This window comes from Nocardioides sp. (genome assembly GCA_037045645.1).
Lineage (GTDB): Bacteria > Actinomycetota > Actinomycetes > Propionibacteriales > Nocardioidaceae > Nocardioides.
Genome location: JBAOIH010000001.1, coordinates 1,664,297 through 1,687,287 on the forward strand (window position 1 = coordinate 1,664,297; position 22,991 = coordinate 1,687,287).

Consider the following 22,991-nt stretch of genomic DNA (forward strand, 5'->3'; position numbering starts at 1 on the left):
TGGTCGCATGCTGCGACAAGGATCTGTGCTCGCGATCATCCAGGCCGGTGGCGAGGGTTCGAGGTTGGACGTTCTCACGCGCGAGCGCGCCAAGCCCGCGCTGGCGTACGGCGGCAGTCATCGGCTCATCGACTTTGCGCTCTCAGCGATGGTGCATGCCGAACTCGATGACGTATGGGTCAGTGTGCAGTACCAGGTGGAGTCGATCGACGAGTACCTCTCCGGTGGGCGGCCGTGGAGTCTGGACCGCAACCGCGGAGGGTTCCGGCGGATGGTGCCGCAGACCGGGACCGGCACACCGACCGAGGAGGGCTTCGCATCAGGCAACGCCGACCTGATGCTCAAGCTTGCAGTCGGCCGTACGACATCACGGCGCGGAGCACCTCGTGGTCGTCAGCGCCGACCACGTCTTCAATTGCGACCTGCGGCCGATCATCGAGGAGCACGCCGCCGCCGGTCGAGCCGCGACCCTCGTGACCACTGAGGTGCCGAAGGTGGACGCGCGCGACAACGTCGTGGTGCTCGCAGACCGCGACGGACGCGTAAGCGGACTGGAGGTCAAGCCGTCACGGCCCTCCTCGGGCACGATCGCGACCGAGATCTTCCTCTATCAGACCGAGGCGCTGGCCAACGCGCTGTCGCAGTTGCGGGCCGAACTCGACGACCAGGAGGACGGCGACGATTCTGGCTTGGGCGACTTCGGCGACCATCTGCTGCCCCGACTGATCGAGACCGGCGATGTGTTCGCCGTGCCGCTTGCGGGATATTGGCGCGATCTGGGCCAACCCGCCAACTATCTCGAAGCGCACCGTGATCTCGTGGCCGGCAAGGTGGACGTGTTCGACCATCCTGAAAGACCGATCATCTCCCACTGGCCGGACCTGCCTGCCGCGCGCGTACGTAGTTCGGCCGCCGCGAGCGCCAGCGTCCTGGCCGCGGGTTGTGACGTCGCGGGCGAGGTGGACGGCAGCGTGCTCGGGCCCGGCGTGGTGGTGGAGGCGGGCGCGGTCGTCCGAGACAGCGTGCTCGGGGAGGGTACGGTCGTACGCGCCGGGGCGATCGTGCAGACGGCGATCGTGGATACGAGCTGTGAGGTGTTGCGCGGAGGCCGGGTCGGTGCGCCACCACGACGGCGCCGCGCCCATGATGACGAGATCGTGGTGGTCGGCCGGGGATGCCGGATCTCCGGGATTGTCAACGCAGGAGCGCGACTGGAGCCCGGCACCACGGCCGACTGAAGCCGGTCAGGCGCGCTGGGCCGCGCCGTAGCGCCCTCCGCGGAGCAGACGCGACAGGTCGGCGGCCCTCCGCGGAGCAAACGCGACAGGTCGGCTAGGTGCGCAGGGCCGCGCCCGTTCGCTTCGCCGCTTCGGCCACCGCAGCATCGCGGGCGGCGACCGACTCCCCCTCCTTCAAGGTCCTGTCGGACGCCCTGAAACGCAACGCGAATGCCAGCGACTTCTTGCCCTCGCCCACCTGCGAGCCGGTGTAGACGTCGAAGAGGCGGATGGACTCCAACAACTCGCCGGCGCCCTCGCGCAACGCCTGTTCGACGTCGGCGACCGCCACGTCGGCGTCGACGATCAGCGCCACATCCTCCTTGGCAACCGGGTAGGTCGAGTAGGTCGGCGCGGGGCGAAGATGGATCGCACGTTCCAGCAGTTTGTCGAGGTCGACCTCGGCTGCGACGGACCGCTTCGGGAGGCCGATCGCCGTACACACGCGCGGGTGTAGTTCGCCCGCGTGGCCGACCACGGTGCCGTCGACCAGGAGTTCGGCGCAGCGACCCGGGTGCCAGGGCGCCAGCCGCGCGGCGCGGGTATTCACATCGAGCCCCAGCGCCTCGGCGACAGCGCGCACCGCGTCGACCGCGTCGGCCCAGGTGACCGTACGACCGCTCCCCCACCAACCGGCGGACTCGTCCTCGCCGACGGCGACCAGTGCCAGGTGCAACGGCTGGTCGGGCAGCGCCTTCGTGAGTTCGTCGAACTCCGCGTCGGTGGGACGACGGTCGACCGGCAGGATCGGAGCCGGTCCGGCAGCCTTCGGCAGCGTCACGGTCGCGGTCTCGAAGATCGCGACCGAGCCTGCGCCGAGCCCGACATTCTTGGCGGCGGTCTTGAGCAGTCCGGGCAGGAGCGTACTCGTCATCGCGGGGGCCTCGGCACTGAGCGGGTTGGAGAGCCGGAGCAGCGCACGTCGCGGGTCCTCGGCGGGGATCTCCAGCAGATCGAGGTCGGACTCCCCGACGAACGGGAAGTTGAGCACCTCTACGTACCCCTCGCCGGCCATGGTGCGACCAACTCGACGACGCAACACCTGCGCGCGGGTCAGTCCCCGCCCGCCGGGCGCTTTGGGTACGACGCTGGGGATCTTGTCGTACCCCGCGAGGCGGGTGACCTCCTCGACCAAGTCATAGGGGTCGGTGAGGTCAGGGCGCCAAGGCGGCGGGGTCGCGGTGAGGTGGTCCGCACCACGGTGGACCACGCAGCCGACTGCTTCCAGATCCGCGACTGCCTGGTCTGCGGTGATCTCCAGGCCCGAGATGCGGGCCGGGAGGTCGTACGACATCTCGATCTGCGGCATCTCCGGGGGCGTGCCGACGACCGTGACGCCGGGCGCGGCGGTGCCGCCGCCGTAGGTCGTGAGCAACTCGACGGCCCGATCGGCGGCAGCTTCGCAAATGGTCGGGTCGACGCCGCGCTCGTTGCGCTTGCCGGCCTCGGAGCTGATCTTGTGCCGCTTGCCGGTGCGGAACATCGAGACCGGATCCCAGTGGGCAGCCTCGATCACGACCTTGGTCGTGTCGTCGTTGAGTTCGGTGGTCTCCCCACCCATCACGCCGCCGAGGCCGATCAGGCCGGAGTCGTCGGTGACGACCAGGTCCTCGGTCGACAGGGCGCGGTCGGCACTGTCCAGGGTCGTCAGGCGCTCGCCGTCGCGGGCGCGGCGTACGACCAACGGCCCCTGAAGGCGGTCGCCGTCGTAGCCGTGGATCGGCCGACCGGTCTCCAACATCACGTAGTTGGTGACATCGACCGCCAACGAGATCGGCCGCATCCCGGCCGCGGTGATCCGTTGGGCGATGAAGTCCGGCGTCGGGGCGGTCGGGTCGAAGCCGGTGACGGTGCGCGCCACGAACACGTGGCACCCGTCCGCGTCCTCGATCACGACCGGGTAGCCGTCCTCGTTGGCCGCGGGTGTGTCACGCAGCGCCGGGTCACGGAAGTTGGTCGCACCCTCGACAGACACGGCGATCTCTCGCGCGATGCCGCGCAGCGAGAGTGCGTACGCCCGGTCGGGGTTGATCTCGAACTCGATGATCTCCTCGTCGAGTCCCAGCACCCCACGCGCGTCCTGGCCAGGCTCGCCCGCGCCTTCGGGGAGCACGATGATCCCGTCGTGATCCTCGCCGATGCCGAGTTCGCGCGCAGAGCAGATCATGCCCGCGGAGAGGTGGCCGTACGTCTTGCGCGCGCTGATCTCGAAGTTCCCCGGAAGTACGCCGCCGGGCAGGATGCACACGACCAGATCGCCGGGCTTGAAGTTGTGCGCACCGCAGACGATCCCCTGCGGTTCGCCGGTGCCGTTGGCATCCCCGACGTCCACGGAGCACCAGTTGATCGTCTTGCCGTTCTTCTGCGGCTCGGGCTCCATCGTGAGCACGCGGCCGACGACGAGCGGGCCCTTGATCTCGGCGCCGGGGCTGTTGATGGCCTCCAACTTGAGACCGGTCAGAGTCAGGCGGTGAGTGAGGTCGTCGGTCGAGACGTCGGCAGGAACGTCGACGTACTCCTTGATCCAGGAAAGTGGCGCCAACATGGCTCAGATCTCCGTTCCGAATGCGGACGAGAAGCGGACGTCGCCCTCGAAGAGCGGGCGCAGGTCCTCAAGGTTGTGCCGGAACATGAATGAGCGGTCGATGCCCATCCCGAAGGCGAATCCCGAGTAGATCTCGGGGTCGACGCCAGCGGAGATCAGCACGCGCGGGTTCACCACGCCGCAACCGCCCCACTCGATCCAGCCCTCGCCGCGACACGTACGACACGTCGCCGAGTCGACGCCACGGCACACGAAACAACGTACGTCGACCTCGGCGGAGGGCTCGGTGAAGGGGAAGTACGACGGCCGGAACCGGGTGTCGATGCCGTCCCCGAACAGCTGCGAGGCGAGGTGGTCCAGGGACCCTTTGAGGTGCGCCATAGAGATGCCCTCGTCCACCACGAGCCCCTCGACCTGGTGGAACATCGGCGAGTGAGTGGCGTCGTACTCGTCGGTGCGGAAGACCCGGCCCGGACAGGCCACGTAGATGGGTGGCTTGCGCGTGAGCATGGTGCGCGCCTGAACCGGCGAGGTGTGCGTACGCAGCACGACGTGATGGTCGGCCGGCTCGGTCCAGAAGGTGTCCTGCATGGTCCGTGCCGGATGGTCGGGGCCCAAGTTGAGCGCGTCGAAGTTGAGCCATTCGGCTTCGACGACCGGCCCTTCGGCGATCTCCCAGCCCATCGCGATGAAGATGTCGGAGATCAGCTCGGTCTGGAGGGTGATCGGGTGCCGGCTGCCCCGGGCGCGGCGTGTCGTGGGCAGGGTGACGTCCACCGTCTCCTCGACCAGCATCCGCTCCTCGTGTTCGGCGTCGAGGACGACCTGACGCTCGCCGAGCGCCTTGTTGACCGCTCCCCTGGCCTGGCCGATCCGCTGCCCGGCATCCTTGCGTGCCTGCGGCGGCAGTGCGCCGATCTCGCGATTGGCCAGCGCCAATGGCGACCTGTCGCCGGCGTGCTCGAGTCGGACCTGTTTGAGCGTGTCCAGGTCGGACGCTTTCGCGATGGCGGCCAGCGCCTCTTCACGCATCCGCTCGACCTCGTCGGCCTTGAGCGGGGTGACCTCGACCGGATCGAAGTCATTGTTGGGGCCGGACATGGCTCCACTCCTTGCATCTGAGAAATCGTGGCGATTCTAGGAGGCTCCCCCGCCCGCTAGCATCGCTGGTATGCCCACTCAGACCTCAGCCCTGTCTGTCCCCGCCGCCGGCGCACCCTTCGAGGCGGTCACGATCGAGCGCCGCGATCTGCGAGACGACGACGTGCGTATCGAGGTGGCGTACGCCGGGATCTGCCACAGCGACATCCACACGGTGCGCGACGAGTGGGGCGCTGCGCATTATCCGATCGTCACCGGTCACGAGATCGCCGGCACCGTGTCAGCGGTGGGTTCGACCGTGACGAAGTTCAAGGTCGGAGACCGAGTCGGCGTCGGCTGTCTGGTGGACAGCTGCGCCGAGTGCGAGTGGTGCAAGAACGGTCAGGAGATGTTCTGCACCAAGCCCGCGGTCGGCACCTACAACGCGCAGAACTACGACGGGGAGTGGGCCGCGGGTGGGTACAGCCAGCAGATCGTGGTGACCGAGCGGATGGTGGTCAACGTCCCCGAGGGCCTGAGTCTGGACGAGGTCGCGCCGCTGCTGTGCGCGGGGATCACGACGTACTCCCCTCTCAAGCGTTGGGGAGCTGGGCCCGGCAAGAAGGTCGCCATCGTCGGAGTCGGCGGGCTGGGCCACATGGGCGTGAAGATCGCTGCCGCCATGGGAGCAGAGGTGAGCACGCTTTCGCGTACGTCCGACAAGGCCGCTGACGCGGAAGCGCTCGGGTCGTCGCAACACATCGCCACCAGCGACGCCGCGGCAATGAAGGCTGCGCGCGGCTCCTTCGACCTGATCATCAACACCGTCAGCGCCGACTTGGATATGAAGGCGTACATGCGGCTGTTGCGCCCCAACGGAGCCATGGTCAATGTCGGACTGCCCAACGACGCGTACTCGATCCCACCGTTTGCCGTGATCGGCGGCAACAAGGTGCTGGCCGGGTCCCAGATCGGTGGGATCGCCGAGACCCAGGAGATGCTCGATTTCTGTGCCGAGCACGGCCTGGGCGCCACCATCGAGACGCTGGACGCGAGCGACACCAGGACTATCGACCAGGCTTACGACGACGTGGTGGCGGGCAAAGTGCGCTATCGATATGTGATCGACACCTCGACGATCAACCCGGGCTGAGGATTGCGGGTGCCGCAGAGTGGTTTCGAGACGGCCGCTGCGCGGCCTCCTCAACCACCGGTAGCCGGGCCTGATTTCGAGACGGCCGCTGCGCGGCCTCCTCAACCACCGGTAGCCGGGCCTGGTTTCGAGACGGTCGCCGCGCGGCCTCCCCAACCACCGGTAGGCAGGCATGGTTTCGAGACGGCCGCCGCGCGGCCTCCTCAACCACCGGTAGCCGGGCCTGGTTTCGAGACGGCCGCCGCGCGGCCTCCTCAACCACCGAGGCGCGTCAGTCCATCACGAAGGAATCGCTGACGCGAGCACACTTCAACGAGGTGTCCGACTCGGGTGCTTCGATTGCGCTCGGGATCAGGCCGAGTTCCCAAACGACCGGAAGCGCGCGATGGCGGGCGAGATTCCAGACCCGCCAGTCGCCGCGGTATTCACCACTGAGTTGGTTCAGCGTCAGGCGATCCAGCACGCACGTGGCCACGTCGGCAGGGAGCCGTTCCGCGATGGTCGGGGCGGCGTCCGCACTCAGCGAGCCGAGGTAGTCCACGTCCAGCTTGTCGGTGGATTGATACCGATCGATGTTCTGATTGGCCACCCACGCGTTGGGGTTCAACACCGCCAAGCCGAGCCAGAGAGCGGCGGCACTGAGCACGGCAAAGCGAGGCAGGTGCCGGCCCCAGCCGAGGAGACCCGCCACCATGGTGGCGACGATCACCAGACCCAGCCAGCCCTCGAAGACGTCCACGACCAGGCGCAGGACCGTGAATCCGTACGCCTGCTGGTAGACGTGCATCCGATAGAGCGCCGAGGCCACCACGACCAGGGTGAGGGCACCCAGCAGCCCAAGGGAAATGCGCAGCCAGAGTCGGTCGAGCGGGGCTTCCCCGGCCCATCGCGACGCGACCGCGAAGACGAGCAGGGTCAGAGCGGTGGCGACGGTGAGCTGCCCGAATCCCTGGTGGACGTAGTCGGCGTACGTGATCCCCGTCGTCGACTCGAGGTAGGCATGCCCGCCGAAGATCGCCGTCGCCTGGGCAATCAGGAAGAGTACGAAGACCGCGTCGATCACCAGCACCGGAACGAGCCATTCGAACCGGTTGGCGAGCCGCCCACTCCGGGTCGGCAGGGCAGTCTCCACTGCGGGCGGATTCACGCCGACGTACGCCGCCGCGAGCGTCAGACCGAAGACAGCAGCACCGAGAAAACACCGCGCGACAAGGTCCCCCATGGTCAGGTTGGGCACGATCGCCTCGACCCAGGACGCGAACAGGGCATCCGCTGAGGCGAAGAGTGCACCGAAGATCAACAGGCCCAGAGCAGACCACACGGCCGTGCGTACGGCTGCGGTGCGTCGACCGCCGAGCCCGGCGACGCGCAACGACCGTGCGAGCCACGGCATCCCGCGGATGGCCGACATCGGCCACGCGAGACCGGACAGGATGAAGCCCGGGACAGTTCTCGCCTCGGTGATGCCGATCAAGAAGACCGCGCCCGCGAGGAGGACGCCCAGGTAGTTGAGCACGATGTCATCACGCAGGGTCAACGGGAGCAGCAGGAGGGCGGCGACGCCCGTGGTCGCGACAGTGAACGGCGACCGGCGATGCCGGGCGGCGAAGAACGCGGCAACGAGGGCCGTCAGGAGTACGACCGTCCACATCACGCCGGTCCACGGGAAGACCAGGAACGCTCCCCCGAGCACTCCGACGCCGACGGCAGCCAGGAGGACGGAGGTGTGCCTGAGCCCGGGCTCCTCCGGCCAGAAGCCGTCGAGCGGCTGTCCCGTGGGGGTCGGCGTCGGCGTCAGGGTGGGGAGGGTCATCTCGGCATCTCCTGGGATGGGTGGGGCGGGCAGTTCGTGTGGCACCTCGAGGCGTACGACCGCGCCAGTGCGCTGGTCTCGGTCGACGAAGCGGAGCGCGCCACCGTGCAGTTGGGCCACCCAGCGCGCGATCGCCAGGCCCAGGCCGGTGCCGCCTGCGTGCTCACCGGTGCCGAAGCGTTCGAAGACACGTTCGCGGTCGGCGAGGGCGACTCCTGGCCCGTGGTCGACCACCTCGACATGCCAGCCGACCGGCCCGGCTGCTGCGCGTACGGTCACCGGTTCGCCCGCAGGGCTGTGCCGGGCCGCGTTGTCCAGCACGTTGAGCAGGAGTTGGCGCAGCCGGGTGGGGTCGGCGGACACGGTCAGGTCGTCGGAGATCTCCACAGCGAACGTCGCCGCCCTCGCGTGCTCGACGGTGGCGACGCAGTCCAGGACGAGGGCTCGAAGCAGCACGGGCTGTCGCTCCAATGTCGACGCACCGGCTTCGAGCCGCGAGAGTTCCAGCAGGTCGTGGACGAGCGCACCCAGGCGTACGGACTGCTCGTGCAGGCGAGCCAATCGTTCGGGGTCGGCCGCCACCACCCCGTCGGCGAGATTCTCCAATTGAGCGGTGATCGCGGTGACCGGCGTACGCAACTCGTGGGAGACGGTGGCGATGAGTTCGCGGCGACTCTGCTCGACCTCGTCGAGATCGGCCGCCATCTGGTTGAACGCGCTCGCGAGTTCGCCGACCTCGTCGCTCGCGTGTGTCGTGACGCGCGTCGAGTAGTCACCGCGTGCCATCTGTCGAGCAGCCTGCGTCATCTGGCGCAGTGGCGCGACCATCCCGGCAGCGAGCAACTGGGTCACCGCGAGAGACAGCACCACCGCCACCGGGACGCTCAGCCACCACTGCACACCGGCGGCGTGGCTGACGATGCCCAAAACCACGGCCAGCAGCACCGACACCGCCACCAGCAAGCCGAGTTTGGTCTTGATCGAACGGACCGCGTCGAGCGGGCCGGGAGTGGGCTCACTCATCGTTGCCGCCCGCCTCAAGGGCATACCCGACACCGTGCACCGTGCGTACGCGTGCGGGCCCGATCTTGGCGCGCAACGCCTTCACATGGCTGTCGACCGTCCGAGTCCCGCTGGCTCCGGGCCAGTCCCAGACTTCCGCGAGCAGTGATTCACGAGTCAGGACGCGGCCGGGCTCGCGGGCTAGGCAGACCAGCAGGTCGAACTCTGTCGGTGTCAGGTGCACCTCTGCGCCGCGCACGCGGGCTCGTCGGGTGTGCTGGTCGATATTGAGGTCGCCGACCTGTAGATCTCCGCCAGGTGCGGCGGCCAGTTGCGCGGCGCGATCCACCCTGCGCAGCAGGGCCGCAACCCGCGCCACCACCTCTCGCATCCGGAACGGCTTGGTCAGGTAGTCGTCGGCACCGACCGCCAACCCGATCAGGATGTCGGCCTCGTCGTCCTTGGCGGTCAGCATCAGCACGGGCACGGGGCGCTGGGCCTGAATCCGACGGCAGACCTCGTACCCGTCGAAACCGGGCAGCATCACGTCGAGCACGACCGCGTCGGGCTGCTCGGCGAGAGCCAACTCAACTGCCTGCGGTCCGGTGAACGCCTGCCGTACGAGATAGCCCTCGGCAGTGAGCCGATCGGCCAAAGCGTCGTTGATGGCCCGCTCGTCCTCGACGATCAGAACCGTCCGCGATGTCATGAGTCGACCCTAGGGCGACGACCCGTCGGAACCTGTCGGTGAATCGTGAAGGTTGTGTGCAGGTCGTACGGCGGTCAGGCCGACCGCGGGCGCGCTGTCGCGGGCCACCAGACGCTTGCCCGGGCACCGCCGCCGGGGGCGTCACCGAGTTCGATCTCGCCCCCGTGCGCTCGCACCAGTCCGCTCACGACATACAGGCCCAGTCCGGTGCCCGTGCTGGCCCCGCCCTTCCAGAACTTGGTGAAGGCCCGACGCCGCATTTCGACCGGGATGCCCTCGCCGTCGTCTTGGACGCGCAAGAGCAGTTCATCCTCGCCGGGGTGGCAGGTGACGACGACCTGGATCCGGCTGCCGCCGTGGACTACAGCGTTCTCGATCAGGTTGGTCGCGACCTGCACGAACTTGTCCGGATCGGCCAGGATCCAGGGCAGTTCTGCGTCGAGCGCCAGGGCGATCTCTCGGCTTCGGCCCGCCTCGATCGACTCGACGACCCGTCGCACCAGGGGCGCGGGATCCACGGGCCGGATCGCCAGTTGCAGCCGCCCGGTGTCGATCCGGGCAACATCGAGTAGGTCGGTGATCAGTTGCGCGAGCCGATCCGCGTCGGCTGCGACGGTGGTGAGCATGAGCCGTTTCTGGTCGTCGGTGAGCCGGTCCCCTCGGTTGAGGAGGACTTGCACGAAGCCCTTGACTCCGGTCAATGGTGAGCGCAGTTCGTGCGCGACGGTCGCGACCAGGTCGGAGCGTTCCCGATCGAGCCGCTCGCGACCTCGCCCCGACCGCATTCCGATACCGATGCCGATCAACTCACCCTTCGGCTGCGTACGGTGCAGTCTCGCGGTCGTGAGCACCTCACGGCCGGTGGGCAATAGCCAGGACTGCTCGGGCACTCCGGTGCGGATGTTGAGCGACTCGTACGGCCGGTTGTACGCCACCCAGCGCCGGCCGCGTTCGTCTTGAAGGTTCAAGACCTCGTCGAGTGGGCGTCCCAACGCGTCGTCGACCTCCACCTCGAGCATGCGCGCGCCGACGTGATTGAGCACGATCACGATGCCCGAGGCGTCGGCACCGATCAGGCCGTCGGGATTCGCCTCGGCAAGGAGTTGGAGCCGGTCTGAGCCAGAGTCAGCCACCCGGGCACTCTAGCCCCGCGCGCGTTGGGCCTTGGCCGACGCGAACAGGCAGACCGCAGCCGCGGTGGAGAGGTTGAGGCTTTCGGCTCGGCCGCCGATCGGGATGCGTACGCGGTGGTCGGCGAGTGCGGCGATCTCGTCGGGCAGTCCCCACGCCTCATTGCCCATCAGCCACGCAGTGGGCGCGGCGAGGAGTTCGTCGGCCTCGAACAAGTCGACCTCACCCTCACCATCGGCCGCGAGCACGGTCAGGCCACGTGCTTGGGCCTTCGCGATCGCTTCGGCCGGGTCGGGCTCGATGGCCAGCGGAAGATGGAACAGCGACCCCACGGTCGCGCGTACGGTCTTGGGGTTGAACGCGTCGACCGAGTGCCCGGCGAGCACTACGCCGTCGGCGCCAGCCGCATCAGCCGTACGGATCACGGTGCCCGCATTGCCCGGATCGCGTACGTCCGCGCAGATCACCAGCAACCGGCCGCTCGCGGTCAGGACATGCGCAAGTGGGGCGTCAATCGGATGGCACACAGCAACCACGCCGGCAGGGGCCACCGAGTCACTCAGGGAGGCCATCGCCTCCTCGGTAACAAGGGTCCATCGCGGTGCGGCGGCGACGAACTCGGCGTACTTGTGCGTGGCGGCGGGAGTCGCGAAGACCTCGACGACGCATCCCTCGACACGGAGCGCACCCTCGACGGCCTTGGGGCCGTCGGCAAGGAAGAGCCGCCGCTCGGTGCGGACCGAACGGCGGCTCAACTTGCGTGCTTCCTTGACCCGGGTGTTGCCCGGCGTCAGCGGTTGCATCGTGCGGGATCAGGCAGAGGCCGCTTCGCGAGGAGCGTTGACGTCCTCGGGCAGCGCGGCCTTCGCGGCCTCGACGAGCGCAGCGAACGCCGGAGCGTCGTTGACGGCCAGGTCGGCCAGGATCTTGCGGTCGACCTCGATGCCTGCCAGGCCCAGACCCTGGATGAAGCGGTTGTAGGTGATGCCATTGGCGCGGGCAGCAGCGTTGATGCGCTGAATCCACAGCTTGCGGAAGTTGCCCTTGTTCTTGCGGCGGTCGTTGTAGGCGTAGACCAGCGAGTGGGTGACCTGCTCCTTGGCCTTGCGGTAGAGGCGCGAGCGCTGGCCGCGGTAGCCGCTGGCGCGCTCGAGGGTGGTCCGACGCTTCTTGTGTGCGTTCACTGCGCGCTTGACGCGAGCCATGATGGTTCTCCTTGTGTCTTCAAATTCGGGTGTGGTCTCGACTCCGCTCGACCACCTAGGGGTGGGAGCGGGTCAGAGACCCAGCAGCTTCTTCACGCGCTTGACGTCGGCCTTCTCCAACTCGACCATGCCGGCGTTGCGGCGGTGCTTCTTGCGGCTGCCCGTGGTGGGAGCCGACGCGAACGCAGCACCGGACTTGCGGCCGGCCTGGAGGCGACGGATCTTGCCCGAGCCGGTCACCTTGAAGCGCTTGCTGGTGCCCGAGTGGGTCTTGTTCTTCGGCATGTTGCTCTCTCCTCTACAGGTGCGGGTGCCGACCAGGTGGTCGTACGTCCGCGAAATCAGTGGTGGGTCAGATGTCGATGTCGGCGTCGAGATTCTCGGAGCGCCGACGTTCCTTCTTCTGCGCGACCGGGCCTGCGGCATGCGCAGCCTCACGCTCGGCGCGCTCGTCGGCGACCTTGGCGTCACGCTCGGCCTGCCGGTCAGCCTTCGCGGCGGCCGCATCGACCTTGGCTTCGGCCTTCTTCTTGTGCGGTCCGAGGACCATGATCATGTTGCGGCCGTCCTGCTTGGGCGAGGACTCCACGAAGCCCAGTTCGGCGACGTCCTCGGCCAGCTTCTGCAGCAGTCGGAACCCCAGCTCGGGGCGGTGCTGCTCGCGACCGCGGAACATGATCGTGATCTTGACCTTGTCGCCGGCTTTGAGGAACCGCACGACGTGACCCTTCTTGGTCTCGTAGTCGTGCTGGTCGATCTTGGGACGAAGCTTCATCTCCTTGATGATCACGTTCGTCTGGTTGCGGCGTGCTTCGCGAGCCTTCTGGGCGTTCTCGTACTTGAACTTGCCGTAGTCCATGAGCTTGCAGACCGGCGGACGCGCCATCGGCGCCACCTCGACCAGGTCAAGGTCCGCCTCTGCCGCGAGCTTGAGGGCTTCGTTGGTGGAAACGATGCCCACGGTCTCGCCGTTGGGTCCGACAAGCCGGACCTCGGGAACCCGGATCCGGTCGTTGATGCGCAGCTCGGTGCTGATGTGTCCTCCAGTGTTTGGTGTGCAGTGGTGCGGAGGACCTCTCGAATTGCAAAAGGCTTCCGCAGCGTGCAAGCGGAAGCCAGAACCAGCACCTTCGTCTGCTCGACGTCAGCGCCGTTCGTGACCCGGACCCGACGACCTGGTGTACGTGCGTACGGCGGCCGATGCGGGTGGGAGACGATCGTGCTGTCCCCACTTGCGTGATCGGTCGTGTCACCACGACTGATCGGTCAACGGCCCAAGAGTACGGGTTCATTCCCGGGGGCGCGAATCGACGTAGCGAGGCCCAACTCAACACCTAGCGAGGCGGGACTCAACCCCTGGGCTGGCCCAACTCAACTGTCGGGGACGAGCCAGCCCCAGTCGTCGCCCACCTTGACCAGGCGATGGCCCGCGGCGAGGCCGCGCAGGTCGTCGCCCTCGACGACCAGGCGATGCGGGCCGGCGATATCGACGATCAGCGCGTCCGCCTGGTCTTGGACCGCCGCCATCGCGGCGACCTGGGCGGTGACCGGCACCGGGCGGGCCTCTGGATTCCAGCGGGTCAGGGGCTCGGTCCCGGTGAAGGCCAGCAGTGCGAGTCGCCCGTCGGCACCGGTGAGCAGCACCGCCGCCATGTCACTGGACTTGTCGTGCGCGAGGCCCCGGTCGTCGTACTCCACCTCGCCGAGGACGGCTACGACCGGCACCAGGACGCGTGAGGCGCTCAAGGCATTGAGCGCCTCGGGGAACCTCGCCGAGTCGTCGGTGTACGTCTGGAGCGCCAGCGCCACCTCGGGTGACACCTCACCGGTGTCGCCGGAGAAGCCCGGGTCTGGGACGGTAACGCCGCGGAAACGATCAGGATCGGACACGCTCGGAGTGTGTCATCGGCGCGCTCACTTGCGCATCTTCACCACGACGGTCGGACTCGTCGACTTGCCGAACTCGCCTGCGCTGGGCAACGTCTTGGCCCGCAGCGTCACCTTCTTCAACTTCCAGTTCTTCACCTTGTAGACCGCCACACCCTTGGCGTTGGTCGTCTTGACCTCGCCGGCGAACTTGCGCCAGCGGCCACTCTTGCGCTGTTGCAAGATCACGTCGTCGGCGACTGGCAAGGGTGTTCCGTCTTCGCTCTCGAACTTCGAGGTCACGAAGATCCGCACGATGTTGCCCTTGCGCGGGCTCTTCGGCTTCACGCGCAAGGTGGTGTACGACTCGGGTTTGCGCAGGTTGAAACTGACCGGAGGCAATTCGAACGTGGTCTCGCGATAGTTCGAATCCACGAGATAGAGAGTCCCCATCAGGGAGTACCTGCCCGCCTCGAGCCAGGGGGCAAGGCACAAGTCGCTGGTCTGGGTGCCGGTAGGGGCAAGAGAGTCGGAGGAGGTGTTCAGCCCCTCCCAGTTCAGATGCGGAGTTGGGTTTCCGGGGGATGTGAACGACAACCACGCGCGCCACCTGTAGCCCGGCGGGATCTTGAAGTCCCAACCCCAGTCGATGTCAATGCAGTAGCCGCGTGCGATGCCGTCGGGGGGCGCGATCAGGATCGAACCGTCGCCCAGGGCGGCACTCGACTCAGGAGGCGGCACCGAGTGTGCCGGGGCTGGCAGAACTGCCGTGGCCATTGCGAGCACCACCCCAGTAAGTGTTCTCGTGACGAGTCGCATCCGTGCTCTCCCTCAAGGTTTCGTGTGACGCGATCGCAATTTCGCCGGCCCGTTGCCACAAGGACTTGTGTGCGCGATGGCCGCGATTCTCCTGACAACGCTCGACGGACGATTTAGCGTCACCTCATGTTGCGCAGAGTTACGCTCGCGGCCGCACTGGCGGCGCTCCTGCCCATGTCGATGGTGTCCACCTCGCAAGCAGTTGAGAGCCAGCGGCCGTCGACGACCGCGTCAACTCCAGTAACTCTCCCGCCCGAAAGTCGGGCCACGAAGGTGCTGATCGACGACATGGTCGTGGCTCGCGAGTCGATGGCCCCAGACGTACGCTCCGACGTGCGCGCGCTGCCGCGCCTGAGGCCGGAGAAGCGGATCAAGATCATCGTGCTGCGCTCGTACAGCCGTGGTCGTCCTCCCGCGCATCCGACGAAGCCCGAACTCACCACGCTGATGAAGAAGGTCGGCAACTTCTTCCAGGCGTCATCGCGGGGCAAGCAGAAGTTCCGGTTCTCCATCTCGAAATGGGTCAAGCTGCCGAAGATGTCTTGCAACATGTTGCTGCGCAGGGAGCCGCTGGCAGCGGCCCGACGCGCGGGCTACAACCTCAGGAAGTACAACCGCTTGATGGTGATGCAGCCCCAGTGCGACGGGTTCGCCTCGTACGGCGAGCGTCCCGGTGCTTTCACCTGGATCAACTTCGGCCCCGACTTCCAGACTCTGGTGCACGAGTTGGGACACAACGTCGGGCTCACCCACGCGCAGTCGCGGCTGTGCAAACAAGACGGTCATGCCGTGGTGATGACCGGCAAGTGCCAGGTGATCGAGTACGGCGATGTGTTCGACCCGATGGGCAACATGGGCGCGACCAGCTTCTCCTCGGCCTCCCTCAAGCGCTTGGGATGGGGGCGGCGCACGGCGACCGTGACCGGGTCCGGGACGTACGAGCTCGGGGATACGACCGCGCCCGGGCCTGCCCTCCAAGCAGTGCGCGTCGTGGAAGGCAGCAAGACGTTCTGGGTGGAGTATCTGCGTCGCGATCCCCAGGAACCCGAGGACGGGGAGTTCTTCGAGCACGGCGCTGGGGTGCTCGTACGCCAGGACACCGGCGGATCCTCTCTGGCCATGTTCGACGGCAGCCCGGGCAGCGACGACACCTTCCTGGACGCCTACTCCCCCGCGGACCCGGCGCTCCAACCAGGCAGCAGTTTCACCACCCCCGCCGGCACACGGATCGCGGTGCTCAGTGCGGGCGCCACCGCCAAGGTGTTGATCAGCCGGAAGACCACACCAGGAGTTCCCAACGCTCCGCTGGTGACCGGAGTGACCCACAACTCCGACTACGGGGTGGTGCACGTCGATGTGCAGCCGGGCGGAGACAACGGCGAAGTGGTGCTCGGCTATCGGGTGACCTTCCAGCCCCAAGGACGCAGCGAGACAGCGTGGACACCCCTCGGCCCCGGAGGCTTCGACGTCGAGTGGAACGGTGGCAACTTCGCCACCGCGAGCGTACGCGCGATCAACCGGGTCGGCGTGGGGGCCGAGTCGGCGTCGGTCGTACCCACACAGTTGAGCGTGGCGTTCGATCCGCTGCCGTCATTCGTGACCGGTTCCTTGTCGGGGACCTACCGCATCACCCAGGGCACCAGTGCTCCAGCCGAACTCGAGATCGACCTGGACGATCCCACGGCCTACACCTGGGAGTGTCTCTACCTCAGCGACCCGCCGCTGTCCGGCTCCTTCACCTGCGACGGCGAGCCCGGGAACTACATCCTCAGAGCCACGGTCACCGACAGCGACGGCAACCAGGCCGTGGCCGAACAGCCCATCACGATCGGGTAGCACCACAATGCGCGGCTGATCGTGCAGGCGTGTGTCAGGCTGGAGGCATGAACGACGCCGCCTGGATGGCATTGGCCCTCTCACTGACGGTCGCCGGCCTGCTCTACACCTGGTGGGCGTTTCGCAGTCGGGGTGCCGCTGCGGGTACGCGTGGGCTCGCGCTCGCGCTGCTGCCGGCCGCCGCCTGGCTGACCGGCACGTTGGAGATGTTCACCGAGATCGCCGGCTCGATCACCGACTGGGCGACCAGCCTGGTCTTCAGTCCGTTCGTGTGGGCGGGCACAGCCTTGGCCGGTCTGTCGGCCGTGTTGTGGGTCGTCGGTGGATTCCTCCACGGACGCAACGCGCAGCGCGTCGGCTCGCCGGGTGCGGTGTCCGGTGACGCCAAGAGGCCTCTCCCCCCGTCGTCGGCTCCACGGTCGCAGGCTCCGCTCGACGACGACATGTCCGAGATCGAGGCGATCTTGAAGAACCGTGGCATCACCTGAGAAGGCCTACGACGTCACGGCGATCCTGGCCCACACCGCAACGCAGGCACCGACCCTCGGGGCGGCACGGCTGATCTGCGTCGACGGCCCGGCCGGTTCGGGGAAGTCCACGTTGGCGCGATCGTTGCAGGCACGCTCACCTGGTGCCGTGCTGCTGGAGACCGACGAGATGCTCGAGGGCTGGGGTGGACTGTCCGGCCTGGCGGTGAGCCTGCTTCGGGTGGTGGCGCCGATCGCCCATGGCGTACCGGGCCGGTGGCGGCGCTGGGACTGGCACGCGGACGGCTGGGCCGAGTGGCACCACGTCCCCGACACGAACCTGCTGCTCGTGGAGGGGGTCGGTTCCGGTACCCCGTTGCTCGACCCGTGGCGCACGACTCTCGTGTGGGTCGAAGCACCGTCGAGCACCCGCCTGGACCGAGGCATCGAGCGAGACGGCGAGAGCATGCGTTCGCACTGGCTTCGGTGGCGCCCGGAGGAGGACGCCCTGCACGCCAGGGAGCGCACCAGGCTGCGAGCCGACTTCCAGGTCGACGGCGAGACCGGCGAGGTGCATCGGACTCTAGGGTGACCTCATGGTCCCTCCCACCGGTGAGCAGTACGCGATCACGCACGGCGGCTACCGCGCCACGCTCACCCAGGGCGGTGCCACGCTGCGCGAGTTGTCGTACGACGGGCGCGACCTGATCGACCCCTTCGCCGAGTCCGAGATGCCCGCGGCCGGACGCGGCCAGGTGTTGGTGCCCTGGCCCAACCGGATTCGAGACGGGCGCTACACCTGGGAGGGCACGCCACGGCAGTTGCCGCTGTCGGAACCGGCACGTGCCAATGCCAGCCACGGTCTGGTGCGCTGGGCGGCCTGGCACAAGCACGAGCATCGCGCGGACGCGATCACCTTGCGGTATCGGTTGATGGCGCAGTCGGGCTACCCGTGGACGCTCGATCTCACCCTCACGTACGCGTTGTCCCACGACGGACTCACCGTGACGTACGCAGCGATCAACCGCAGCTCGCAGGCGGCCCCGTTCGCCGCCGGGTTCCACCCGTACCTGCGTACGACAGCCCCCTTGATCGACGCGGCCACGCTGTCCCTGCCGGCCGGCAGTCGGGTGGTCACCGACGAGCGGCTGCTTCCGATCGGGGACGAGCCGACGGACGGAACTGCGTACGAGTTCGCGCCAGGCCGCGCGCTGGGTGACCTCAGCCTCGATGATGCTTTCGGCGACCTGCGGCGCGGCAGCGACGGGCGTACGCATGTGACGCTGACCCTCGACGGTGTCGGCGCCGGGCTCTGGATGGACGACCAGCACCACTGGGTGCAGGTCTTCAGCGCCGACGAGCCCTCGGCCGGGGCCCGCCGGGCGATCGCGGTCGAGCCGATGACCTCACCGGCCGACGCGTTCAACTCGGGGCGAGATCTGATCACGCTGGCCCCCGGCGGAGAGTTCCGCGCCCGCTGGGGGATCTACGCGATCTGATCTCAGTCCTGGGAGTCCAAGACGGTGCGCAACTCGTGCACCGCGCGCCGAGCCCGAGCACCGTCAGAGCCTTGGATCCCCATCGCCGAGACGGTGTTGCCGTCGGCCAGGTCGAGCGTCGCCCAGGGCGCGCCCGCCGGCAGGTGCACCGCGACCACCTGCGCGGGTGCGAACGACCGCGTCTTGAAGCCGTTGACGACCGTGATCTCGTCGACGGCGGCGGTCACACGCGAGCGTCCCAGCGCCCACAGACACGCGGCCAACGCGGCGACGATGGCGAGCATGGTGAGTTTTTCGAGGAACACGAACCGGCTGCGGATCTCCTCGCCGAAGCCGACCCACATCATCGCGAACGTGATGAAGGTGGCGCCACCGAAGACCGCGACCGCCATCCGTACGCCGAAGGGCCGCCACGTGTGGGGCAGGGTGAGGTCAGAGTCGGCAGGCATGGATATCGGTGAGAAGGATGCCACGAGCACCCAAATCGTAGAGACGGTCCATCAAGGGCTGAGACCCCGCGCGCGGCACCATGGCGCGTACGGCGACCCAGCCTTCGCGATGAAGCGGCGAGATGGTCGGCCCCTCGATGCCGGGAGTGAGTTCGACGGCGGCCTCCACCGCCGGCTCGGGGATGTCGTAGTCCATCATCACGTAGGACCGGGCCACCAAGACGCCGCGGATGCGGCGTTGGAAGACCTCGAAACCGGCCGGATCGTCGGTGCCCGCCCGCTTGATCAGCAACGCCTCGGACTGCAGCAACGGCTCGCCGAAGGTCTCCAACCCGGCCGCACGCAGTGTCGATCCCGTTTCGACCACGTCGGCGACCGCGTCCGCGACCCCGAGTTGGATCGAGGTCTCGACGGCGCCGTCGAGCCGGGTGACCGAGGCTTCGATCCCCCGCTGTTCAAGGAAGCCGTGCACCAGACCGGCGTACGAGGTGGCGATCCGCTGCCCCGCCAGATCCTCAAGGTTCTGGAATCGGCCGATCGGGCCGGCGAAACGGAACTGGGCGCGACCGAAACCGAGCGCGAGCACCTCGTCTGCCTTCGCGCCCGAGTCCTGCAACAGATCGCGCCCGGTGATCCCGAGGTCGAGTTGTCCCTCGCCGACATAGACCGCGATGTCGCGTGGACGCAGGTAGAAGAACTCGACGCCGTTCTCGGCGTCGACCAGGCGCAGTTCCTTGCTGTCGCTGCGCTGGCGATAGCCCGACTCGCGCAGGATCTCCGTCGCCGCCTGCGAGAGCGAGCCCTTGTTGGGGATCGCGATCCGCAGCAGCGGAGCCGAGGGAAGCTCGGTCATCAGAGCTTCTCGTACACGTCGTGAAGCGTCACGCCGCTGGCCAGCATCAGCACCTGCGCGTGATAGAGCAACTGCGAGATCTCTTCCGCGGTCCGCTCGGGGCCCTCGTGCTCGGCGGCCATCCAGGATTCGGCGGCCTCCTCGACCAACTTCTTGCCGATCTGGTGCACGCCGCCGTCGAGAGCCCTCACCGTGCCGGAGTCTTCGGGGCGGATCTTGGCCTTCTCGCTGAGTTCGTGCCACAACTCGTCGAACGTCTTCACGAGATCAAGCCTAATCGGCCGACCACCCCAGGGGGGTCACGGTCCCTCCGGCGCGAGACCGCGCAGCGTGAGCGCCGTCTCGAGCGCCGCCGAGGCGGCTTCGAATCCCTTGTCCTCCGCAGAGCCGGGCAGGCCCGCACGGTCGAGGGCCTGTTGCTCGTCATCGCAGGTCAGCACACCGAAGCCCACCGGCACACCTCGGTCCAACACCACTCGGGTGAGACCGTCGGTGGCGGCCGAGCAGACGTACTCGAAGTGTGGCGTGCCACCGCGAATGACCACGCCGAGTGCGACGACGGCATCGTGGGTCTTGGCCAAGGCGTCCGCCACCACGGGAAGTTCGAACGTGCCGGGAACGCGTACGACCGTGGGCTCGGCACCCGCGGCTTCGCAGGCACGTCGTGCGCCGGCCAGCAGTCCGTCCATCACCACTGTGTGCCATGACGCTGCGACGATCGCGACCGTGATGTCGGACGCATCGACCTGTTTGGCCTCGGGAGCCCCGTGTCCGGCCATCTCAGTCCACCTCCAGGTCGGGAAGGGCATGGCCCATCCGGTCGCGCTTGGTGCGCAGGTAGTCGATGTTGTGGTCGTTGGGGTGTGGCGTCAGGGCAACGCGCTCGATGACCTCGATGCCGAAGTCCTCCAACGAGGTCACCTTCTCGGGGTTGTTGGTGAGCAGGCGCACCGATGTCACGTCAAGGTCGCGCAGGATCTGCGTGGCCGTGCCGTAGTGGCGCGCGTCGGCCGGCAGGCCGAGGTCGAGATTGGCGTCGACGGTGTCACGCCCCACATCTTGGAGTGCGTACGCCTGCAGCTTCGCCACGAGTCCGATCCCCCGCCCCTCGTGGCCACGCAGGTAGACGATCACGCCTCTCCCCTCGTCGACGATCTGCAGCATCGCCTCGTCGAGTTGTGGTCCGCAGTCACAGCGCGCACTCGCGAACACGTCCCCGGTCAGGCATTCCGAATGCACGCGAGTAAGGACGGGTGCGTCACCCGCGAGGTCACCGTAGGCGAGCGCGAGATGTTCGGAGCCGTCGATCGTGATGCGGTAGCCGTACGCCGCGAAGTTTCCGTACTTGGTCGGCAGCCGGGTCTCGGCGACACGCTCCACATGGGTCTCGTGACGTCGGCGGAACCGGACCAGGTCCTCGATCGAGATCATCGTCAGGCCGTGCTCGTCGGCGAATTCGCGCAGTTGCGGGCCGCGCTTCATCGTGCCGTCGTCGTTGACCACTTCGACCAGCACGCCCGCCGGGGTCAGCCCCGCCAGGTTGCACAGGTCGACGGCCGCCTCGGTGTGACCACGGCGTACGAGCACTCCCCCCTCGCGGTAACGCAACGGGAACACATGCCCGGGCCGGGTGAGTTCCCACGGCTCGGTGGCCGAGTCCGCGAGCGTGCGTACGGTGCGGGCGCGGTCCGCGGCGCTGATCCCGGTGGTGACGCCGTCGCGCGCGTCGACCGAGATCGTGTACGCCGTGCGATACGCGTCCTTGTTGTGCGGAGTCATCAGCGGGATCTCCAGCCGGTCCAGGATCTCACCGGGCAACGGCGCGCAGATCACGCCACTGGAGTGCCGGATCGTGAACGCCATCAGTTCAGGAGTCGCCTTCGCGGCGGCGAAGATCAGATCGCCTTCGTTCTCGCGATCCTCGTCGTCGACCACGATGACCGCCTTGCCGAGGGCGATGTCCTCGATGGCGCGCTCAACCGGGTCGAGCCGGACGCTCACCCCACCACCCCCGCGTGCTCCCCTGCGGGAGTCGCGTCCACGGTGGTGCGGCTGGCCCGCCACCAGACGAAGAAGCCGATCACCACGAAGACGGCGTAGAACAGGTACATCCCGGCTGTCGGGTAGTAGCCGGCTTGGATCAGCGTGGTGACGCCGACGATGTCGACCAGGATCCACACCAACCAGAACTCCACCCAGCCACGTGCCATGCCATAGGTCGCGAGCATCGAACCGGCCAGGATCCAGGCTTCCGTCGTGGGGCCCCAGGAGCCGATCTTGGTCAGCAGCCAGTAGGCCGCGGCGTACCCCACGACACCGAGGACCACGAGTTGGGCGCGTTCGGCCAAGGTTGCCCAGCGGGGCGCGATGGCACCACCGTCGCTCGCGCCTCCGGCCGCCTGCACGCTGCGCCAGCGCCACCAGCCGTAGATCGCGACCAGAATGAAGAACACTTGCCGCCCTGCTTGTCCCCACAACGGTTCGTCGGTCACCCCAGAGAGTTCACCGGAAGCAAACACGGTGAAGAGCAGCACATTGCCGATCAGTCCGACCGGCCAGGCCCAGACCAGGCGCTTCATCCCGAGGATCGCGCTGGCGAGGCCGAAGACGTTGCCGATCACCTCGCGCGCACCCAACTCGCCGCCGGGGACGGGGATGGTGCCGTGGATCAGCCATTCGAGCAGGTTCACTTGGGGTCCTTCCGGCCGAGCAGGCGCTCGACGTATTTGGCGATGACGTCGACCTCGAGGTTCACGAGGTCGCCGGGACTGCGATGTCCCAGAGTGGTGCGAGACAAGGTTTCGGGGATGAGGCTCACGGTGAAGGACTCGGCGCCGACGTCCACGACGGTCAGGCTCACGCCGTCGACGGTGATCGAGCCTTTGGTCACCAGATAGTGCTCGAGGGCGGGTGGCAGCGAGATCTCCACGACCTCCCAGTGCTCGGAGGGCGTACGGCTCACCACGACGCCGGTGCCGTCGACGTGCCCTTGGACGATGTGTCCGCCCAGACGCGACGTAGCCAGCACCGCTCGTTCGAGGTTGACGCGAGTGCCGGGCTCGATGCCCTTGAGTGAGGTCTTGTCGAGGGTCTCCTGCATGACGTCGGCTGTGAACACGCCCTCGTCGCAGTGCGCAACCGTCAGACAGACGCCGTTGACGGCGATCGAGTCGCCCAGGCGTACGTCGGTGGTGACCAGCGGTGCCCGTACGGCCACCCTGCGGGCATCGCCCTGCTCGACCACCTCGGCGATCTCCCCGAGTTCTTCCACGATTCCGGTGAACATC

General features: G+C 67.6%; 25 protein-coding genes. 7 read left to right on the forward strand and 18 right to left on the reverse strand.

The window, feature by feature from the left end; all coding sequences use genetic code 11:
• The first annotated feature begins 7 nt into the window (after nt 1-7).
• Together V9G04_08210 and V9G04_08215 are read left to right on the forward strand one after the other, a co-directional pair.
• Nucleotides 8-484: a sugar phosphate nucleotidyltransferase gene (locus tag V9G04_08210; GenBank protein ID MEI2713269.1), complete on the forward strand. Its 477-nt coding sequence runs from the start codon at nt 8-10 to the stop codon at nt 482-484.
• Nucleotides 387-1,238: a sugar phosphate nucleotidyltransferase gene (locus V9G04_08215; protein MEI2713270.1), complete on the forward strand. Its 852-nt coding sequence runs from the start codon at nt 387-389 to the stop codon at nt 1,236-1,238. Before V9G04_08210 ends, V9G04_08215 begins: the two co-directional genes overlap by 98 nt.
• Nucleotides 1,239-1,332: 94 nt before the next feature.
• On the opposite strand, the gene pheT is transcribed toward V9G04_08215, so the two are convergent.
• Nucleotides 1,333-3,822 (reverse strand): phenylalanine--tRNA ligase subunit beta, encoded by a 2,490-nt coding sequence (gene pheT, locus V9G04_08220; protein MEI2713271.1) that lies wholly within the window; start codon nt 3,820-3,822, stop codon nt 1,333-1,335.
• A 3-nt stretch (nt 3,823-3,825) separates the two neighbouring features.
• On the reverse strand, nt 3,826-4,923 hold the full coding sequence (gene pheS, locus V9G04_08225) for a phenylalanine--tRNA ligase subunit alpha (protein MEI2713272.1): 1,098 nt from the start codon (nt 4,921-4,923) through the stop codon (nt 3,826-3,828).
• A gap of 70 nt (nt 4,924-4,993) precedes the next feature.
• Here pheS and V9G04_08230 point away from each other — a divergent pair, with 70 nt between their 5' ends.
• Nucleotides 4,994-6,055, forward strand: a complete 1,062-nt coding sequence (locus V9G04_08230) for an NAD(P)-dependent alcohol dehydrogenase (protein ID MEI2713273.1) — start codon at nt 4,994-4,996, stop codon at nt 6,053-6,055.
• Between the two features lie 271 nt (nt 6,056-6,326).
• On the opposite strand, the gene V9G04_08235 is transcribed toward V9G04_08230, so the two are convergent.
• The 9 genes from V9G04_08235 to V9G04_08275 form a co-directional block, all read right to left on the reverse strand.
• A complete protein-coding gene (locus V9G04_08235) occupies nt 6,327-8,891 on the reverse strand; it encodes a DUF4153 domain-containing protein (GenBank protein MEI2713274.1) in 2,565 nt (854 codons plus the stop codon).
• A complete protein-coding gene (locus tag V9G04_08240) occupies nt 8,884-9,579 on the reverse strand; it encodes a response regulator transcription factor (protein ID MEI2713275.1) in 696 nt (231 codons plus the stop codon). The genes V9G04_08235 and V9G04_08240 overlap by 8 nt, the downstream gene beginning before the upstream one ends.
• A gap of 74 nt (nt 9,580-9,653) precedes the next feature.
• Nucleotides 9,654-10,712, reverse strand: a complete 1,059-nt coding sequence (locus tag V9G04_08245) for an ATP-binding protein (GenBank protein ID MEI2713276.1) — start codon at nt 10,710-10,712, stop codon at nt 9,654-9,656.
• A gap of 9 nt (nt 10,713-10,721) precedes the next feature.
• Nucleotides 10,722-11,513, reverse strand: coding sequence for an RNA methyltransferase (locus tag V9G04_08250; GenBank protein MEI2713277.1), 792 nt, complete (start codon nt 11,511-11,513; stop codon nt 10,722-10,724).
• A gap of 9 nt (nt 11,514-11,522) precedes the next feature.
• Nucleotides 11,523-11,915: a 50S ribosomal protein L20 gene (gene rplT / locus V9G04_08255; GenBank protein ID MEI2713278.1), complete on the reverse strand. Its 393-nt coding sequence runs from the start codon at nt 11,913-11,915 to the stop codon at nt 11,523-11,525.
• Between the two features lie 72 nt (nt 11,916-11,987).
• The gene (locus V9G04_08260; GenBank protein MEI2713279.1) at nt 11,988-12,200 is read right to left on the reverse strand and encodes a bL35 family ribosomal protein; all 213 of its coding nucleotides are present in this window, start codon (nt 12,198-12,200) and stop codon (nt 11,988-11,990) included.
• A gap of 67 nt (nt 12,201-12,267) precedes the next feature.
• Nucleotides 12,268-13,023, reverse strand: a complete 756-nt coding sequence (infC, locus tag V9G04_08265; protein MEI2713280.1) for a translation initiation factor IF-3 — start codon at nt 13,021-13,023, stop codon at nt 12,268-12,270.
• Between the two features lie 263 nt (nt 13,024-13,286).
• Entirely contained in the window at nt 13,287-13,805 is a 519-nt protein-coding gene (locus V9G04_08270; GenBank protein MEI2713281.1) for an SseB family protein, read from the reverse strand.
• Between the two features lie 24 nt (nt 13,806-13,829).
• Complete coding sequence (locus V9G04_08275) at nt 13,830-14,558, reverse strand: hypothetical protein (protein MEI2713282.1); 729 nt, start codon at nt 14,556-14,558, stop codon at nt 13,830-13,832.
• Between the two features lie 168 nt (nt 14,559-14,726).
• Here V9G04_08275 and V9G04_08280 point away from each other — a divergent pair, with 168 nt between their 5' ends.
• From V9G04_08280 to V9G04_08295, 4 genes are read left to right on the forward strand one after another with little or no spacing between them, the layout of a single operon-like run.
• Nucleotides 14,727-16,436 (forward strand): hypothetical protein, encoded by a 1,710-nt coding sequence (locus V9G04_08280; GenBank protein MEI2713283.1) that lies wholly within the window; start codon nt 14,727-14,729, stop codon nt 16,434-16,436.
• Between the two features lie 47 nt (nt 16,437-16,483).
• Complete coding sequence (locus V9G04_08285) at nt 16,484-16,924, forward strand: hypothetical protein (GenBank protein ID MEI2713284.1); 441 nt, start codon at nt 16,484-16,486, stop codon at nt 16,922-16,924.
• Nucleotides 16,911-17,495, forward strand: a complete 585-nt coding sequence (locus V9G04_08290) for a 4-amino-4-deoxy-L-arabinose transferase (protein MEI2713285.1) — start codon at nt 16,911-16,913, stop codon at nt 17,493-17,495. The genes V9G04_08285 and V9G04_08290 overlap by 14 nt, the downstream gene beginning before the upstream one ends.
• A gap of 4 nt (nt 17,496-17,499) precedes the next feature.
• A complete protein-coding gene (locus V9G04_08295) occupies nt 17,500-18,402 on the forward strand; it encodes an aldose 1-epimerase family protein (protein MEI2713286.1) in 903 nt (300 codons plus the stop codon).
• 2 nt (nt 18,403-18,404) lie between these two features.
• Here V9G04_08295 and V9G04_08300 read toward each other — a convergent pair whose 3' ends face one another.
• From V9G04_08300 to V9G04_08330, 7 genes are read right to left on the reverse strand one after another with little or no spacing between them, the layout of a single operon-like run.
• Nucleotides 18,405-18,851, reverse strand: coding sequence for a PH domain-containing protein (locus V9G04_08300; GenBank protein MEI2713287.1), 447 nt, complete (start codon nt 18,849-18,851; stop codon nt 18,405-18,407).
• Entirely contained in the window at nt 18,835-19,704 is an 870-nt protein-coding gene (hisG, locus tag V9G04_08305) for an ATP phosphoribosyltransferase (protein ID MEI2713288.1), read from the reverse strand. The genes V9G04_08300 and hisG overlap by 17 nt, the downstream gene beginning before the upstream one ends.
• The gene (locus V9G04_08310; protein ID MEI2713289.1) at nt 19,704-19,967 is read right to left on the reverse strand and encodes a phosphoribosyl-ATP diphosphatase; all 264 of its coding nucleotides are present in this window, start codon (nt 19,965-19,967) and stop codon (nt 19,704-19,706) included. The genes hisG and V9G04_08310 overlap by 1 nt, the downstream gene beginning before the upstream one ends.
• A gap of 36 nt (nt 19,968-20,003) precedes the next feature.
• Entirely contained in the window at nt 20,004-20,483 is a 480-nt protein-coding gene (ribH, locus tag V9G04_08315; GenBank protein MEI2713290.1) for a 6,7-dimethyl-8-ribityllumazine synthase, read from the reverse strand.
• Between the two features lies 1 nt (nt 20,484).
• Nucleotides 20,485-21,705 (reverse strand): bifunctional 3,4-dihydroxy-2-butanone-4-phosphate synthase/GTP cyclohydrolase II, encoded by a 1,221-nt coding sequence (locus V9G04_08320; GenBank protein ID MEI2713291.1) that lies wholly within the window; start codon nt 21,703-21,705, stop codon nt 20,485-20,487.
• A complete protein-coding gene (pnuC, locus tag V9G04_08325) occupies nt 21,702-22,394 on the reverse strand; it encodes a nicotinamide riboside transporter PnuC (GenBank protein ID MEI2713292.1) in 693 nt (230 codons plus the stop codon). Before pnuC ends, V9G04_08320 begins: the two co-directional genes overlap by 4 nt.
• Nucleotides 22,391-22,990: a riboflavin synthase gene (locus V9G04_08330; protein ID MEI2713293.1), complete on the reverse strand. Its 600-nt coding sequence runs from the start codon at nt 22,988-22,990 to the stop codon at nt 22,391-22,393. Before V9G04_08330 ends, pnuC begins: the two co-directional genes overlap by 4 nt.
• Between the last annotated feature and the right edge of the window lies 1 nt (nt 22,991).

Bases quoted from the DNA above. Each gene is read 5' to 3' on its own strand.
- V9G04_08230 (MEI2713273.1), top strand. From the start codon at position 4,994: ATGCCCACTCAGACCTCAGCCCTGTCTGTCCCCGCCGCCGGCGCACCC.
- V9G04_08210 (MEI2713269.1), top strand. From the start codon at position 8: ATGCTGCGACAAGGATCTGTGCTCGCGATCATCCAGGCCGGTGGCGAG.
- pheS (MEI2713272.1), bottom strand. From the start codon at position 4,923: ATGTCCGGCCCCAACAATGACTTCGATCCGGTCGAGGTCACCCCGCTC.
- rplT (MEI2713278.1), bottom strand. From the start codon at position 11,915: ATGGCTCGCGTCAAGCGCGCAGTGAACGCACACAAGAAGCGTCGGACC.
- V9G04_08330 (MEI2713293.1), bottom strand. From the start codon at position 22,990: ATGTTCACCGGAATCGTGGAAGAACTCGGGGAGATCGCCGAGGTGGTC.
- V9G04_08250 (MEI2713277.1), bottom strand. From the start codon at position 11,513: ATGCAACCGCTGACGCCGGGCAACACCCGGGTCAAGGAAGCACGCAAG.
- V9G04_08275 (MEI2713282.1), bottom strand. From the start codon at position 14,558: ATGGCCACGGCAGTTCTGCCAGCCCCGGCACACTCGGTGCCGCCTCCT.
- V9G04_08240 (MEI2713275.1), bottom strand. From the start codon at position 9,579: ATGACATCGCGGACGGTTCTGATCGTCGAGGACGAGCGGGCCATCAAC.
- ribH (MEI2713290.1), bottom strand. From the start codon at position 20,483: ATGGCCGGACACGGGGCTCCCGAGGCCAAACAGGTCGATGCGTCCGAC.
- V9G04_08260 (MEI2713279.1), bottom strand. From the start codon at position 12,200: ATGCCGAAGAACAAGACCCACTCGGGCACCAGCAAGCGCTTCAAGGTG.
- V9G04_08295 (MEI2713286.1), top strand. From the start codon at position 17,500: ATGGTCCCTCCCACCGGTGAGCAGTACGCGATCACGCACGGCGGCTAC.
- V9G04_08285 (MEI2713284.1), top strand. From the start codon at position 16,484: ATGAACGACGCCGCCTGGATGGCATTGGCCCTCTCACTGACGGTCGCC.
- V9G04_08235 (MEI2713274.1), bottom strand. From the start codon at position 8,891: ATGAGTGAGCCCACTCCCGGCCCGCTCGACGCGGTCCGTTCGATCAAG.
- V9G04_08280 (MEI2713283.1), top strand. From the start codon at position 14,727: ATGTTGCGCAGAGTTACGCTCGCGGCCGCACTGGCGGCGCTCCTGCCC.
- pheT (MEI2713271.1), bottom strand. From the start codon at position 3,822: ATGTTGGCGCCACTTTCCTGGATCAAGGAGTACGTCGACGTTCCTGCC.
- hisG (MEI2713288.1), bottom strand. From the start codon at position 19,704: ATGACCGAGCTTCCCTCGGCTCCGCTGCTGCGGATCGCGATCCCCAAC.
- V9G04_08300 (MEI2713287.1), bottom strand. From the start codon at position 18,851: ATGCCTGCCGACTCTGACCTCACCCTGCCCCACACGTGGCGGCCCTTC.